Here is a 16,012-nt window from a genome sequence, read left to right on the forward strand (position 1 = left end):
CTCTGAATGTTGTACAGTCATTTTCCAAGAAAGGATATCCTTTCGATAATGCCTGCTGTGAATGTTTCTTCAAGTACCTCAAAAAAGAAGAAGTTAACCGTAAAACATATCATTCTCTGCAGGAACTCCGGTTATCTGTATTCGAATACATCGAAGGATTCCATAATGCCAAGAGACCGCATAGTTCTCTCGGAATGATGACACCAAATGAAAAAGAAGAATGGTACTGGGCACAGCACTAAGCAGCTGTACTCGGCACTTTTCTTTATAAATTGTGTCCACTTTATTGACTATAGTCCATTTCTTTACTCCAACTCACCCCACTTCCCCTCATTTCCTATTCCTTCCCATGTTTTCTTTTCTTCAAAATCAAACCACACTCGCAGCCCAAAAAATACCTCTTCTCCAAAATCCAAAACCAGAAAATCCCTTTGTCCTTTCTCAATGCAGCACTCCCTTCGCAGAACCATCATCTTCTTTCCCCCCTACAAAAAAAATAAACGCTCACCCCGCTTCACCAAAAACGCCCCCTTTTCAAAATTTTCGCTTATTCCATTTTCCCGCTGAATTTTCTCAATTCACTTTTCCTCCCCATCCCTTTTCCCCACAAAAACAAAAAAAGGATAAATCCTTTCGGATTTATCCTTTTTTGTATCCCTTATATTAGAATCTGTTTACAAATTCCAAATTAGTTTCTGGGGAAGTTGATCTGAGCCTGAGCTGCTGCCAGTCTTGCGATAGGTACGCGGAAAGGAGAGCAGGATACATAGTCCAGACCGATCTGGTGGCAGAATTCTACGGAAGAAGGATCGCCGCCATGTTCGCCGCAGATACCCAGGTGGATGTCAGGGCGTACGGGTTTTGCTTTTTCTACAGCAATCTGCATCAGCTGGCCAACGCCTGTTCTGTCCAGTCTAGCTGTAGGGTCGCATTCATAGATGTTTTTGTCGATGTAGTCAGCCAGGATTTTACCAGCGTCGTCACGAGACAGACCATATGTCATCTGTGTCAGGTCGTTTGTACCGAAGGAGAAGAATTCAGCTTCTGTAGCGATCTGGTCAGCTGTCAGAGCAGCTCTGGGGATTTCGATCATGGTACCTACCAGATATTTCAGTTTTTTGCCTTTTTCTTCCATTACTTTTTCAGCTGTTTCTACAACAACATTCTTAACGTATTTCAGTTCCTTGATTTCGCCAACCAGAGGAATCATGATTTCGGGTACGATTTCGATACCTTCTTCTACAGAAACTTCAACAGCAGCTTCGATGATTGCTTTTGTCTGCATTTCTGCGATTTCAGGATAGCTTACAGCCAGACGGCAGCCTCTGTGACCCATCATAGGGTTCAGTTCGTGCAGACCTTTTGCTTTGATTTTCAGTTCTTCAACAGTTTTGCCTGTTTCTTTAGCCAGAACTTCGAATTCTTCATCTGTGTTAGGCATGAATTCATGCAGAGGGGGATCCAGCAGACGGATTGTAACAGGTCTTTCGCCCATTGCTTTGTAGATGCCTTTGAAGTCTTCTTTCTGGAAAGGTTCGATACCAGCCAGAGCTGCTTTTCTTTCTTCTACTGTTTCAGCCAGGATCATTTTTCTGAATTTCATGATTCTGTCGCCTTCGAAGAACATGTGCTCTGTTCTTGTCAGACCGATACCTTCTGCGCCGAAGTCGATCGCTGTCTGAGCGTCGTGAGGTGTATCAGCGTTTGTTCTTACTTTCAGCACTCTCTTTTCGTCAGCCCAAGCCATGAATTTTGCAAAGTTGCCGCTGATTTCAGGGTCAACTGTAGGGATATCTTCGCCATAGATGTTACCTGTGGAACCATCCAGGGAGATGTAGTCGCCTTCTTTGAATGTTTTGCCGCCCAGTGTGAATGTTTTTGCTTCTTCGTTCATTTTGATTTCTTCACAACCGGATACGCAGCATGTACCCATACCACGCGCAACAACGGCTGCGTGAGATGTCATACCGCCACGAACTGTCAGGATACCCTGTGCAGCTGCCATACCTTCGATGTCTTCAGGAGATGTTTCCAGACGAACCAGAATTACTCTGTCGCCAGCTTCAGCCTGCGCTTTTGCGTCTTCTGCTGTGAAGCAAACTTTACCAGCAGCAGCGCCGGGAGATGCAGGCAGACCTTTGCCGATAGGAGTCGCTGCTTTCAGTGCTTTCTGGTCGAAAGCAGGGTGCAGGATCTGATCCAGCTGTTTAGGATCTACTTTCATCAGCGCTTCTTCTTTTGTCAGCAGACCTTCGTCTACCATTTCTACAGCGATACGCAGAGCAGCGTTAGCTGTTCTCTTGCCGTTTCTTGTCTGCAGGAAGTACAGTTTGCCTTCTTCAACTGTGAATTCCATATCCTGCATGTCTTTGTAGTGGTTTTCCAGTTTATTTGCGATTTCCATAAACTGCGCATATACTTCAGGCATATCTTCTGCCAGTTTCGCGATGGGCTTAGGAGTACGAACGCCGGCTACAACGTCTTCACCCTGAGCGTTAACCAGGTATTCACCCAGCATCGCTTTTTCACCAGTTGCTGCGTTTCTTGTGAAAGCAACACCTGTACCGGATGTATCACCCATGTTACCGAATACCATCATCTGTACGTTAACTGCGGTACCCCAGCTGTAAGGGATGTCGTTCATTCTTCTGTAAACGAATGCACGAGGGTTATCCCAGCTGCGGAATACAGCCATAGCAGCTTCAAACAGCTGTTCCTTAGGATCCTGAGGGAATTCTTTGCCCTGGTCTTCCAGATAGATCTGTTTGAACATTTCAGCAACTTTCTTCAGGTCGTCTGCGGACAGGTCTGTGTCGTATTTTGCGCCAACCTGTTCTTTGTATTCGTCCAGTTTTCTTTCGAATTTGGATTTGGAAACGCCGATAACAACGTCTGCGAACATCATGATAAATCTTCTGTAGGAGTCATAAGCAAATCTGGGGTTGCCAGTTTTTCTTGCCAGACCTTCTACGGAAACATCGTTCAGACCCAGGTTCAGGACTGTGTCCATCATACCGGGCATGGATGCTCTTGCACCGGAACGAACGGAAACCAGCAGGGGATTTTCGGGATCGCCCAGTTTTTTGCCAGCCATTTCTTCCAGTTTGCCCAGAGCCACTTCGATCTGTTCGATCATTTCGTCAGTCAGCTTTTTGCCGCCTTCGTTGTACTCTGTGCAGGCTTCAGTTGTGATTGTGAAACCCTGGGGAATCGGCAGACCCAGGATTGTCATTTCTGCCAGGTTTGCGCCTTTACCGCCCAGCAGGTTACGCATGGAAGCATTACCTTCGCTGAACATGTAAACATACTTTTTGCTCATACTTTTTACCTCCTGTAAACACTTTATAATGATAAAGATGATTTGGGATACATACAAAAATCAAAATCCGCCGTCCTATCAACCGGCGCATCTTGTAAAAAACTTTGCAAGCCGCCTCGCCTTCCCTTTTTTCTTCCCAATAAGAAACAGACGTAATTTCTTCTTCAGGGCAAGTGTTGATGCAGTTTGCCATGCTTTTTCTTTTGCAGAATTTTCCCTATACTAAGATTATACCAAAACGCCATGGAACGCAAGCCGATTTTTTTGATTTTTTTGAATTGTTTTTGACGTATTTTGCCGCAGGGCTATGTATACAATGTATGCTTTTCAATGAAATGCACAAAAATTTCCATGCGTTTTGTCCAAAACCACCAAAAGAAAAATCAACCTTTCTTTTCACATTTTCTTTTCCCCGTTTCTTGTCAGCAATCTCCTTGGCTTCTGGGGCTTTCCATTGACCCGGAAGCCCCTTGGTTTTACAATATCCATAACGGCATAAGAGGTGCTTTCCACCCCCTCATCATTACCTGCTTTCCATATATATTGATCGGAGGAAATCTTCATGCATAAAGAAACAAAAGCACTGCTTCAGGAAAACAACCAACGGGAAACCCTTCTTTCTCCCAATTTTCAATCTGTCCTCACCGACATGGTGGTCTATCTAAGAGCCTCTCGTCTGCCATTTTCCCTTCAGGAACAAGTGCGTCGGGACATTACGGATATGTTTTTGGCAGGTCAGGAAAAAGGGGCTTCTCCTGCCGAAATCATCGGCATGGACTTTCAGGAATACTGCGATAGGCTTTTGCAGGAACTTCCTCAGAATAACCGCCGCACGCAAACGCTCTGTACCATCCGTGATATGTCCCTGGTTCTCTGCGTGGGAATGGCTGTTCTGTTCCTGCCGGAACTAATTGGTGTGCTGCTGTCACACACCCCCTTTCTGACACTCACGTTGGGGAAACTGATTTTTCTCGTAATCCTCATTACCTTTGCTTATGCCCTCGTGGAGAATATCTGCAAAAACGCTTTCACCTCTACGGAAAAACAAAACGCTCTCATCAAAAACATGCATTTTCTATGGCTGTTTGTGGGTTTTATACTACTGTTTTTCCTGAAAAAACCCGCTTGGGAAATTCCATTCTTCATTTCCCTCCTCGTTTGTGCCGTCCTGCTTCTGTGCTACGGACTGCTGAACCATTTTCTGGACTGATTTCAAAAAGAAAGCACGAAACCTTCTATTATATATAGAAAGATTTCGTGCTTTTTCATTGCCGATTTTCAAATATTGCCGATTTTCATGGAAGATTAGAATTCCATTTTTTCTTTCAGGTAAGGAATCAGGTCTGCGATAGGCATTCTTACCTGTTCCATCGTATCTCTGTCACGAACGGTTACGCTCTGATCTTCTTCGGATTCAAAGTCGTATGTGATGCAGAAAGGTGTACCGATTTCATCCTGTCTTCTGTAACGTTTACCGATGGAGCCGGTTTCGTCGTATTCGCAGTGGAATTCTTTGGACAGCATGTTGTAAACTTCGATGGCTTTGTCACCCAGTTTCTTGGACAGAGGCAGTACTGCTGCTTTTACGGGAGCAATTGCGGGATGGAAATGCAGAACAGTTCTTACATCGTTTTCACCCACTTCTTCTTCGTCGTAAGCTTCGCACAGGAATGCCAGTGTCATTCTGTCTGCACCCAGGGAAGGTTCGATGCAGTAAGGAATATATTTTTCGTTCTTTTCCTGATCGTAGTATGTCATATCCTGACCGCTTGTTTCCTGATGGCATTTCAGGTCGTAGTCTGTTCTGTCTGCAATGCCCCACAGTTCGCCCCAGCCGAAGGGGAACAGGAATTCAATGTCTGTTGTGCCTTTGCTGTAGTGAGACAGTTCTTCGGGAGAGTGGTCACGCAGTCTGATGCTTTCTTCGGACATGTTCAGATCCAGCAGCCACTGTCTGCAGAAGTTTCTCCAGTAGTGGAACCAATCCATATCTTTGCCGGGTTCACAGAAGAATTCCAGTTCCATCTGTTCGAATTCTCTTGTTCTGAATGTGAAGTTACCGGGTGTGATTTCGTTACGGAAGGATTTACCAATCTGACCGATACCGAAAGGCAGTTTCTTTCTGCTTGTTCTCTGTACGTTTTTGAAGTTTACGAAAATACCCTGAGCTGTTTCGGGACGCAGGTAAACCACGTTTTTCGCATCTTCTGTAACACCCTGGAATGTTTTGAACATCAGGTTGAACTGACGAATATCTGTAAAGTTGTGGGCGCCGCAGGAAGGGCAAGCTACCTGGTGTTCGTCAACGAAAGCTTTCATCTGTTCGTTGCTCCAGCCGTCAACAACTTCTTCAGGCATGTTGTGTGTTTTCATGTGGTCTTCGATGAGTTTGTCAGCACGGAATCTTTCTTTACATTCCTTACAGTCCATCAAAGGATCACTGAAGCCGCCAACGTGACCGGAAGCTACCCATGTCTGAGGGTTCATAAGGATCGCGCAGTCAACACCTACGTTGTAAGGGCTTTCCTGAATGAATTTTTTCCACCAAGCTTTCTTTACGTTGTTTTTCAGTTCCACACCGATGGGACCGTAATCCCATGTGTTTGCCAGACCACCGTAAATTTCAGAGCCGGGGTATACAAAACCTCTGTTTTTTGCCAACGCTACGATTTTTTCCATTGTCTTTTCTACCATTTGAAAAACCTCCTTCAAAAATTCCATTAGAAACTTTTTTCGAGGAATAAAAAAAGCCTTTTCATCCCTCGCCGTAAAGCAAGGGACGAAAGGCATCGTGTCTTCCGCGGTTCCACCCTCATTGATTTGCATTGGTTTATGCAAACCCACTCTTGTGAAAAATTGCTGCTCCCAAGTGCCATTCTTCGCTTTGTCCTGCCGGTCTTGCACCAACCGCCGGCTCTCTGAAAGTCCGCCGCAAATACTCCTCTTGTTCGTCACAGCTATGTAATTTGGTATCAATCTAACACGTTTCCAGAAGAATGTCAAGGGGAATTTTGATTTTTTCAAAAACAAATGTCCGCCGCAAAACGTCTGCTTTTCAAATCCAGTCCCACGTGCATCTGCAAATACTGCCGCATGACCTTGTCCAATTGTTCCAAGGCTTCGGGAGAAAGACGGAACCCGAAGATCTGTTTTCCCTCGTTTTCCAGCACATGAGAAAGAGCCGCTCCCACTGCCGGCAAAAGGGGCTTTGCTCCCGGTCTTGTGTGGTTCTGACAGGTGAATCCTTCCCCGTCGAAATATAGCTGCGCCGGCGTTTCCTCGCACACCATGCAGTCTGCCGATGCCAGCAGACCGGATAGCTGCAAATACTTGATTTCAAAGATACGCCCTGCCAGTTTTGGCTCCAGATGTCCCTTTGCCATACCCTGCAAGGTAAAGAGAAGGAGCTGCATGATTTCATCCTGTTCCATGCCTTCGGGACAGGTTTTCTCCACCAGTTCCGCCAGATACACCGCCTGAGAAAGAACAGCCACGTCATTTCGCAGACCGTAAAAACTTTCAATCAAATCAATCTGCGTCACCGACCAGAAGCCCCGCCCTTCGTAGATGGTAAAATCGCAGTAGGCAAAAAGCTGTGTCCCTGCCAGCAGATGACTTTTGGCATTTTTTGCCCCTCTGGCAGACAGACGCACCTTCCCCATCCCTTTGGCAAGAACGATAATCTGCTTGCTGCTTTCGCCCCGCTGGGCTTCCCCTATGACGATGCCTCTGATTTTCCCTACGCTCATGGTCTGACTCCCTTTTTTCATAAAACCAACGGAGAAAGCCATGAGCTTCCTCCACTCAGGGTGTCGAAAAAGTCGACACCCTGTCGTCAAAATCAGGATTTTGACGAGATTCCTGTATGTATAAACAGTACGTTCCATCGGCATAAAAATGCCTTGAAACGTGCTGTTTTCCTCGTCGGAAGTGAATTCCGACTGCGGATTCCAGTTGGGAAACGCTTTGTTTCCCAATCCCTTCCGCGTTCTTGAAAAAATATATACCTTCGTTTTTCTACAGTTTGAACGGAGAAAGCCACAGGCTTCCTCCGCTATGTCAATAAAATTCTTTATATTTCGAGCTGTTTTCGATGCGTCTGCGTCCGTTTTCCTGCTCCCGTCTGGTGCTTTCGTGATACCGCAGATAATCGCTGACCTGCCCTGTCTGTGTGAACCGCTGCCATAATGCCGTCTGTTTTTTGTCCATATCCATCGTCCCTTTCCGTTTTTAGAATATGAAAGAGAACCAAAACCATACGGCACAATTCCTGCCAGTTCTTCCAGTGAATTTTTTAAATATTTTTCTTGTCGTAACCGAAATTTTTCAGCAGGAAATCGCTGTCCCGCCAGTCTTTCTTCACCTTTACCCAAATCTGCAAAAAGATAGGAGAGCCCAACAGCCGTTCCATATCCTGACGGGCATAGGTGCCGATTTTTTTCAGCATACTGCCGTGTTTGCCGATAATGATACCTTTATGGGAATCTTTTTCGCAGTAAATGAGTGCCTGTACGTCTACCATGTTCTGGTCAGGACGTTTTTTCATGGACATGATTTCCACAGCGATACCGTGAGGAATTTCATCCTGCAACAGATACAGCGCTTTTTCACGGATGATTTCAGACGCAATCTGTCGTTCCGGCTGGTCTGTCACCATTTCCGCAGGGAAATACTGAGGACCTTCCGGCAGGAATTTCCGAATGACAGAAAGCAGTGTTTCTGTGTTGCTGCCTGTTGCCGCGGAAATAGGCACCACTTCTTTGAAGGGGTACAGTTTCCGATATGCGTCGATGATCGCCAGCAGTTTTTCCTTATCGGGTACGGTATCGATTTTGTTGATAACCAGCACCACAGGTGTTTTTACGTTACCCAGTTTTTCCAGCACATACTGGTCTGCTTCCAGCACCTTGTCTGTGGGTTCCACCAAAAACAGTACCAAGTCCACTTCCTTGAATGTGTTTTCAGCAGAACGCACCATAAACTCGCCCAGTTTATGTTTGGGCTTATGGATACCGGGTGTGTCCAAGAATACACACTGGAAATCGTCTTTTGTCAAAATACTTGTGATTTTATTTCTTGTGGTCTGGGGCTTATTGGACGTAATGGCAATCTTTTCCCCAATGAGGCAGTTCATCAGTGTAGATTTCCCTACGTTTGGTCTGCCGATGAGAGATACAAATCCAGAATAAAATTTCTTCATCTTTCACTCTCCAATTCTTTTTATATTATTTTCCAACAGTTTCTAAAAATAAATCTTCTTGTTCTTCGTCCCAGTATAGAGTTTCTCCATCAATACTCAAATAGAACAAAGTTGCTTGTCCATTTTGATACTTTTCGTTATGTCCAATTCTAGCAGAATATGTATGCTCTTTCTTTGTGGTTAAATCTGTAAAGCCGTTTTTACAAGTCCACAACCCACAACCCATAGGGTCTGTTTCGACATAGTTTAATGTATCAAAATCAATGCCATTTTTCCAAATATCTTGAACACTATCTTCAATACTTAAACGATAATATCCATCTATTACACCGTCAGTGTTTTTGTTTTCTGTAAGATTTTGTTCTACCACTTGTCCTATTTCTGAATTCGCAGAGCCCGAATGATTACTCGAAGTTGGTAAAATCATTGGCAGAATATAAAGCGACATAAGTACACAATATACAAGACATCCAATAGTTGCTTTTTTCTTGAACGGAGATTTACCCAATAAGAATAGCACTGCTATTGGTGGTAATAAAATTATTAACCCTATAACTACCGCTTTATATCCTGTACCACAGTTTTCTTGTATTCCGTAATTAGAATAACCGCCACTTTGCCTTACAGCATTTCCTTGCCCATTTTCATTAGATTCCAAAATACCCGAATTTTCAGAAACAATAAAATTACAATTAGGACATTTGTTAAATTGAACATAGTTTCTTCTTAAAGTTTCGATTTGCTCACTTTGTTTCAAATATTTTTTACCATGGAAAAGCGTCCCTTTTTGCAATGTTTCTGCCTTGGATATATCTTTTGCTAGTTTTTTATTGCGAGCTATTTCTGTTGATGAAACAAACCATGTCTTTCCACAATGAGGGCAGGTAAACTTATATTGTGCCATAGCTACCTCCTTACGCCTGTTCTGCTTTTTCCGCTTCTTCCGCAGCCTTTGCCGCCGCTTCTCTGGCGTCCCATTCTGCCTGCATTTCCAGCATCATCATATACTGGAGCCATCTGTCGTTTTTGGTGTCGATGTCTTCCTGTGTCAGACCTTTCAGTACGGTCAGCGCCTGATAATACTTCATGCCGTCCTCAACGGTGATATATTCGGATTTCATACCCAGCACAATGCCGATGCGGTTGGGCAGCATATACCGGCGGATTTCTTCCTGTACGCCTTCAATGGGTTTGCCCAGACGTTTCATAAATTCCAGGGCATTTTTGTAGTGGATGATGTATTCACTTTCTTTGATTTTCACCCGCTGACCCTGCCATTTTGTTTCGATGTATTCCACGATTTCATCCATGGTTTTGGGATTTGCCTGTACTTCGATGCCTGCAAATCTTGCTTTCAATGCTTCAATGCCTTTTGCTTCCATTGTTTACACTCCTTGTTCTTTCAATTCATCATATTTTTTCCGAATGGCCTGCATATCTTCCCAAGCCGGTCGTTTTTTCGTTTCGTCCCGTAATAATGCGGAAGGGTGGTAAGTGGCGATGATGTGATAGCCTTTTCGCTCGATCCACTGCCCCCGCTGTCTTGTGATTTTAAAATCAGGAGAAATGATGGTGGTTGCCGCAATCCTGCCCAGACAAACAATGATCTTCGGGTGAATCATGGCAAGCTGATATCTGAGATAATTCAAGCACGCTTCTTTTTCGTCATCATGGGGATCTCTGTTTCCGGGGGGTCTGCATTTGACGATATTTGCCACATACACATCCTCCAGAGAAAGATTCACCGCCGCCAGCATTTTATCCAGCAGCTGTCCCGCGGAACCCACAAAGGGAATCCCCGTCAAATCTTCCTGCTGACCGGGGCCCTCCCCAATGAACATAATATCCGCGTTGCGGTTGCCCTTGCCAATGACCACGTTTGTCCGCATTTCGCTCAAGCGGCACTTTTTGCAGCTATAGCAGGCACCCTCTAAAATTTCCCAGCTTTTTTCCATAAACCATCACTCCAACATATACTGACGCAAAGCATCTTCCGCCAGTTCCACAAAGTCTTCTCCTGCGCCCCAGTCAAAGCGGAAAATAACGCCTTGTCCACCGCCGCCTGCCGCCAGATGCACATGAGTCACCCCATCAAAATCCGTAGCAAGAACTGTCAGTGTCGCCCGATTGCTGGAACGTATATAATATTTTTCAAATAATCCCATGGCTACAGTCCCCTGTTCTGTTTCCTGAATATATTTATCCAGAAATTGTGCGGAAATGGCATTGTTTATCTGCTGCCACACCAGTTCCAGCACCTCCTTGGGCGCAACGGATACTTTCAAATCTTTCACTTCCATGAGAAATCCCCCTTTTCCTCAGGTTCTTACTTGATGTCCTCCCCGCGGAAGCCAAAGGGCAGCAGTTCCGTCAGGGCAAATTCCTTCTCCCCTTCTAATTCGCTCCAAAGGACCACTTTTCCTTCTGGTATGAACTCAAAAAGTACCTGTCTGCAAATGCCGCAGGGAGCCGCATACTCGCCGCTGCTTGCCACAATGGCGATTTTCTCAAATTCTCGCACACCTTCAGAAACAGCTTTTGTCACCGCTGTCCGCTCTGCGCAAATGGTCGCTCCATAAGTGGCGTTTTCCACGTTGCATCCTGTAAAGACCCTGCCGTCCTTTGCCAGCAGTGCCGCCCCCACCTGAAAATGAGAGTAAGGGGCATAAGCCCTTGTCATGACTTCTTTTGCCTTTGCGATGAGTTCCTGATTTGTCATGGAAACACTTCCTTTCCCTTATGCGCGGGGAATTCCCGCCAGTTCCAGAATCTCTTTCTGTTTGGCGAACATTTCTTTTTCTTCTTCCGGCTCCATATGGTCATAGCCCAAAAGATGGAGCATGCTGTGAGCGGTGAGGAAGGCAATTTCCCGTTTCAGAGAATGACCGTATTCCTCCGCCTGTTCTCTTGCCCGTTCCAGAGAAATGATGATATCCCCCAGCACCACTTCGCCCTTCTCGTTTCTGTCCATGATTTCCCCTTCTTCAAAGGTGAGCTGGGGAAAACTCAGCACATCCGTCGGGCGGTCGATGCCGCGGAATTGTTTGTTAATCTGATGGATTTCCTCGTTATCCACGATGGAAATGCTGATTTCGCATTCTTCCTGAAAGCCTTCGTATTTCAGGCTGTCCAGAGCAATTTTTTCCATAACGGCTTCCATCTCTTCCGGGAAGCCCTCTGTCCGTATATCAATCAGTACTGTCACTGTTTGTTTCCTCCTGTTCTGTGTCTGCCTTTTTCTTGGCAGCCTCTTGGATTTCCTTCTGTTCGGGATAGGAAACCCGTTCATGATACATGCCGTGGAACACCTTCAGAAAAGCCAGTCGGATGGTTTCCAGTTCATTCAGGGTTAAACCGCTGTTGTTCAGCTGTCCATCGTCCAGTTTGTCTTTCATCAAGTTTTTCACAGCCGCTTCCGCTTCTTCCATGGTCTTGCCATGACCCAGCATGGAGCGCACCGCCGCTTCCACCGTATCCGCCAGCATCACCACTGCCGACTCCCGGCTGGAAGGGATGCGTCCCTGATAGCGGTAATCCGCTTCGTTCACATTCTCCGCGCCATAAAGCTTCAAAGCTTTGAAATAGAAAAATTTCACCAGAGAATTGCCGTGGTGCTCCACGATCATATCCCGCACCACCGGCGGCAGTTTATACCGTTCTGCCAGTTCCAGCCCGCCTTTGGTGTGTCCCGTGATGATTTTCGCACTTTTTTCCGGCGGCAGTTCGTCATGGGGGTTATACCCAGACTGATTTTCCGCAAAAAACTGTGGATACCGCAGTTTTCCCACGTCGTGATAGTAAGCCCCGGCTCTTGCCAGCGCCGTATTGCCGCCAATGTCATAGACGGCTGTTTCCGCCAGATTTGCCACAATCAAACTATGGTGATATGTCCCCGGTGCCTCAATCATAAGCTTGCGCAGCAGTTCGTTGTTGGGATTGGTCAGTTCCATCAGTCGCAGTGGTGTATTTGCCTCAAACATATTTTCCCAGAAAGGCAAACTGCCCACAGCCACAATCATGGACAGCAGCCCTGTTACGGCGCCAATGCCGCCTTGGAACAGCAATTCCGTAGAATACCCTTCCCCGAAGAAAAATCCCAGAGAAATGGTAGTCACAAAATCCACTGCCGCCATACCCAGCGCCGCCGGAATCAGATGGGAACGCTTGTCCGTTTTCTGAATGATGAGGGCAGCAAAGGTACCGCTGATGAGGGCGTACATCAAAAACTGCACATCCCCATTGAAGATAAAGCACCCAATGATGCAGAACAAAGCATTGAGCCACAACGCCATTCGTCTGCCCACCAGCAGGCTCACCAGCATAGCAAAGAGCCCTACGGGAACAATGGTAAATACCGTCAGGTTTGCCAGTATCCGTATGAGCAGCACCATCATCATGTAGATGGTGAATAACATGCGTATTTCATTGGGCTTGAGAAGAATATTCCCCTTGCCCCACCGGAAAAACAGATACAGCGCCGCAAAGAGCATGCCTGTAATGACCAGACTGCCCAGCATAGGCATCAAACTGCCTTCCAGCCCTGTTTCACTGACCAGATTCAGCGCCACCAGCTTGTCGTAAATCTCTTGGGTAATGATTTCCCCTTCGTCTACGATTTTCTGGTTTTTGCGGATGAGAACTTCATCCACTTCCGCCCGTTTTTCCTCTTTAGCCGCTTCCACAGCCGCCTCATCCACAATGAGGTTGGGTTCCACAGCTGCCGACAGGATGACCCCTGCCATGGTTTTCAAGTCACTGCTCCATGCCAGTTCCTGCAAATAAGTCAGCCCGGACGCTTTGGCTTCCGTCAAACCGTCTGCCGTGACCCCTTTATCATAAATCTGTTTCAGTACCGATACACAGTCATTGGCAAATGCCTTTCGCTGGTCTGCCGTGAGATTTTCATAAGCCATGAGCTGTCTGTTGGACAGCACCACAGGCAATTCCAGCGAAATCTCCTGGACGGCGTTGTAAAAACTTTCCCCTTCCGGCAGTCCTGCCAGAACTGTATCCAGCTCCTGAAAGACCCCTTCCACCATGGTCACATTTTTATCCATGACGGTGGTATCCGTTTTATAAATTGGCCCCACGCTGTTTGCCGCCGCTTCCCGGAGTTTTTCCGTTGCCGCTTCATCCACCGTGTCTTCCGGTGCCACATACCGCTTGGTTGCCACAGAGCCCACCTGCACCGTTTCCCGCTGCTGAATAGAGCCTGTCCCAATGCAGACGATGGTCACCGCAAAAGCCAGCACAAACAATACAATCCGGTGCAGCTCCTTACGCTCTGCCCCATCTGCTATCTTTCTTTCCATCTGCATCACTCCGCTTTCTGGATTCAAACTTTTCATATGCCAGAATGATTTTCTGTACTAAGGGATGACGCACAACGTCCTTGTTGGTAAGGGTAATCATGCCGATGCCCTCAATGCCGCTCAAAATTTTGGTAGCTTCCAACAAGCCGGAGCGTTTGCCCTCTGCCAAGTCGATCTGTGTCAAGTCTCCCGTAATGACCGCCTTGGAACCATACCCGATACGGGTCAGGAACATTTTCATCTGTTCCGGTGTGGTGTTCTGGGCTTCATCCAGTACAATATAGGCGTTATCCAGTGTACGTCCGCGCATATACGCCAGAGGCGCCACTTCAATCAGCCCTTTTTCCATATTTTTTGTAAAATTTTCAACCCCCATAATTTCGTAGAGCGCATCATAGAGGGGGCGCAGGTAAGGGTCTACCTTCTGCTGCAAATCCCCCGGCAAAAAGCCCAGTTTTTCCCCTGCTTCAATGGCAGGTCTAGTCAAAATGATGCGGTTGACTTCATTGTTTTTGAATGCGGTGATAGCCATTGCCATTGCCAGATAAGTTTTCCCGGTACCAGCAGGACCAATGCCAAATACCACCGTATTGTTCTTCATCAGGTCGATATATTTTTTCTGCCCCATGGTCTTGGGTTTTAAGGGTCTGCCGTTGGCAGTGATGCAAATCAGGTTGTCATAAACCTTTTCCAGTTCCTGCAAATCGGCTTCTTCGGCGGAAGAAATGAAGTATTCCAGATTCTGTTCTGTGATTTCTTCCCCTCTGCGGGCAAGGGCAGCCATGGAGTTGAGCACACTCCACGCCTTGTGTACACCTCTTTCTTCCCCAACCACTTTCACATCATCGCCGCGGTTGACAATCTGCACACCGCAGCTTTTTTCGATTTTTCTGATATTGCTGTCAAACTGCCCGAATACAGGCAGGATAATGTCATTCTCCAACTGAATGGTTCTCTCTATTTGACTCATCTTCGACATCAAATTCCTTTCTCACTTGTTTTTTTCCAATTTCTTCGGACAAAGTCACTTTGCACACTGCCCGGACTCTGTCTGTATATGTTTCATATCTGATTTCCGTCTGCGCCACGGACTCGCCTTCTGCCAGCCCTTCCGCCGCTTTTTCCTTGCATTTTGCTTCCAAAAGGGCTTTGGCTTCCTCTACAGTATAAGTCTTTTCCGCCGTTTCATAAGGGCGGTAAACTTCTGTCCGCAGAGAAAAAGGCAGTGTCCAGTCTCCCAGACCCATGTTTTTTTCTTCCAAAACTTCCTTGTCGAAGTCGCTTTCCATGTGTGGCTTGATGAAATCCAGTTCCAGATCCCCAAAAAGCAGCACATGATTCTCCTTCTCCTTGCCGCCGAAAATCTTTTCCGTTTCCGTCAGCATTTGTTCTTCCGTCACCTCTGCCCATGTGGTTGCCTGCACGCTTCCGCTGGCTGCCACATATTCCGTTTCCATGGGCTCCCCTTCCAGCCCCACCAGAACCTCCGCAGAAATGAGCACATCCCCAGCCTGTACCACATCTCCCGCCTGCACAAGGGGCGTTCCTTTGGCTGCCGTGATTTTCTCCACCACGCCGTCTTTTTCAGCAATGATGTCACAGGGCGTTTCTTCTTCCATGGGCGTAGGAGCCACAATGGTTTCCGCTACTTTTACCGTAGCTTCCGCCCCCTTGATGGACACACTCACCCAGGATAAGTCCGAAATATCCGCCAGCAGCGCCTTGGTCACCGCGTCTGCGTCCACCTGTTTTTTCCATTTTCCCGGCTTCAGACCGTATGCCTCGCAGGCAGTCAAAATCTCCTCCTCTGTCAAACGTTCATTGCCTTCCACATGAACCACCCAGACGAAAGAAGAAAGCACATAGAGGGTCGCCGCAAAAAATAAGATGCCCACTGCGAATATGGGATGGGTCTTTGCGTGCCGCATCTTTTCCGGCAAACCACCCAATGCCAAAATCTCCAAATGGCACCCTGTCTTTTGGGCACATTCTTCCAGTTCTTTCAGTCCCGCCAGAGAAGTTTTCATCTCCATACCGCCGCCGACACCCTTGGCATCCCAGAATAAAATCCGGCGGTATGCAGCCAGATTCATGAACCGTTCCATGGAAAAACCGGTTATTCTTATCATAACATATCCACGCAAATAATACCACAATACGGGCAACAAATTCCGCACCTGC

The 16,012-nt window shown here is 46.6% G+C and carries 17 protein-coding genes and 1 other annotated feature; of the genes, 3 read left to right on the forward strand and 14 right to left on the reverse strand.

What is annotated here, in order from left to right; all coding sequences use genetic code 11:
- On the forward strand, positions 1–242 hold a 242-nt coding region (locus BUB35_RS07215), incomplete at its 5' end, for an integrase core domain-containing protein (RefSeq protein ID WP_159432870.1).
- A 446-nt stretch (positions 243–688) separates the two neighbouring features.
- Here BUB35_RS07215 and ppdK read toward each other — a convergent pair.
- Positions 689–3,319, reverse strand: coding sequence for a pyruvate, phosphate dikinase (gene ppdK, locus BUB35_RS07220; protein ID WP_072850481.1), 2,631 nt, complete (start codon positions 3,317–3,319; stop codon positions 689–691).
- A gap of 179 nt (positions 3,320–3,498) precedes the next feature.
- Between ppdK and BUB35_RS07225 the strand changes: the two genes are divergently transcribed.
- Entirely contained in the window at positions 3,499–3,777 is a 279-nt protein-coding gene (locus tag BUB35_RS07225) for a hypothetical protein (protein ID WP_072850483.1), read from the forward strand.
- Between the two features lie 104 nt (positions 3,778–3,881).
- Entirely contained in the window at positions 3,882–4,529 is a 648-nt protein-coding gene (locus BUB35_RS07230; protein WP_072850485.1) for a DUF1129 domain-containing protein, read from the forward strand.
- 95 nt (positions 4,530–4,624) lie between these two features.
- On the opposite strand, the gene BUB35_RS07235 is transcribed toward BUB35_RS07230, so the two are convergent.
- The 13 genes from BUB35_RS07235 to yqfD form a co-directional block, all read right to left on the reverse strand.
- Complete coding sequence (locus BUB35_RS07235) at positions 4,625–6,013, reverse strand: glycine--tRNA ligase (protein ID WP_072850487.1); 1,389 nt, start codon at positions 6,011–6,013, stop codon at positions 4,625–4,627.
- A 78-nt stretch (positions 6,014–6,091) separates the two neighbouring features.
- Positions 6,092–6,280 (reverse strand) — a binding site (T-box leader).
- A 59-nt stretch (positions 6,281–6,339) separates the two neighbouring features.
- Positions 6,340–7,068 carry a DNA repair protein RecO gene (gene recO / locus BUB35_RS07240; protein WP_159432871.1) on the reverse strand — a complete coding sequence of 243 codons (729 nt, stop codon included), beginning with the start codon at positions 7,066–7,068 and terminating at the stop codon, positions 6,340–6,342.
- A 310-nt stretch (positions 7,069–7,378) separates the two neighbouring features.
- Positions 7,379–7,528 carry a hypothetical protein gene (locus BUB35_RS19030; protein ID WP_159432872.1) on the reverse strand — a complete coding sequence of 50 codons (150 nt, stop codon included), beginning with the start codon at positions 7,526–7,528 and terminating at the stop codon, positions 7,379–7,381.
- An 85-nt stretch (positions 7,529–7,613) separates the two neighbouring features.
- Positions 7,614–8,519, reverse strand: a complete 906-nt coding sequence (gene era, locus BUB35_RS07245; RefSeq protein WP_072850491.1) for a GTPase Era — start codon at positions 8,517–8,519, stop codon at positions 7,614–7,616.
- 25 nt (positions 8,520–8,544) lie between these two features.
- Complete coding sequence (locus BUB35_RS07250; protein WP_072850492.1) at positions 8,545–9,423, reverse strand: hypothetical protein; 879 nt, start codon at positions 9,421–9,423, stop codon at positions 8,545–8,547.
- Positions 9,424–9,433: 10 nt separating this feature from the next.
- Complete coding sequence (locus tag BUB35_RS07255) at positions 9,434–9,901, reverse strand: hypothetical protein (protein WP_072850494.1); 468 nt, start codon at positions 9,899–9,901, stop codon at positions 9,434–9,436.
- 3 nt (positions 9,902–9,904) lie between these two features.
- Positions 9,905–10,474, reverse strand: a complete 570-nt coding sequence (locus tag BUB35_RS07260) for a uracil-DNA glycosylase (RefSeq protein WP_072850496.1) — start codon at positions 10,472–10,474, stop codon at positions 9,905–9,907.
- Positions 10,475–10,480: 6 nt separating this feature from the next.
- Entirely contained in the window at positions 10,481–10,819 is a 339-nt protein-coding gene (locus BUB35_RS07265; RefSeq protein ID WP_072850498.1) for a DUF6054 family protein, read from the reverse strand.
- 26 nt (positions 10,820–10,845) lie between these two features.
- Positions 10,846–11,238 (reverse strand): cytidine deaminase, encoded by a 393-nt coding sequence (locus BUB35_RS07270; protein ID WP_072850500.1) that lies wholly within the window; start codon positions 11,236–11,238, stop codon positions 10,846–10,848.
- A gap of 18 nt (positions 11,239–11,256) precedes the next feature.
- Positions 11,257–11,724 carry an rRNA maturation RNase YbeY gene (gene ybeY / locus BUB35_RS07275; RefSeq protein ID WP_072850502.1) on the reverse strand — a complete coding sequence of 156 codons (468 nt, stop codon included), beginning with the start codon at positions 11,722–11,724 and terminating at the stop codon, positions 11,257–11,259.
- On the reverse strand, positions 11,708–13,831 hold the full coding sequence (locus BUB35_RS07280) for an HD family phosphohydrolase (RefSeq protein ID WP_159432873.1): 2,124 nt from the start codon (positions 13,829–13,831) through the stop codon (positions 11,708–11,710). The genes ybeY and BUB35_RS07280 overlap by 17 nt, the downstream gene beginning before the upstream one ends.
- Positions 13,797–14,801: a PhoH family protein gene (locus tag BUB35_RS07285; protein ID WP_072850506.1), complete on the reverse strand. Its 1,005-nt coding sequence runs from the start codon at positions 14,799–14,801 to the stop codon at positions 13,797–13,799. The genes BUB35_RS07280 and BUB35_RS07285 overlap by 35 nt, the downstream gene beginning before the upstream one ends.
- Complete coding sequence (yqfD, locus tag BUB35_RS07290) at positions 14,764–16,008, reverse strand: sporulation protein YqfD (RefSeq protein WP_072850508.1); 1,245 nt, start codon at positions 16,006–16,008, stop codon at positions 14,764–14,766. The genes BUB35_RS07285 and yqfD overlap by 38 nt, the downstream gene beginning before the upstream one ends.
- Positions 16,009–16,012 lie beyond the last annotated feature (4 nt).

The organism is Anaerotignum lactatifermentans DSM 14214, from assembly GCF_900142265.1.
Lineage (GTDB): Bacteria > Bacillota > Clostridia > Lachnospirales > Anaerotignaceae > Anaerotignum > Anaerotignum lactatifermentans.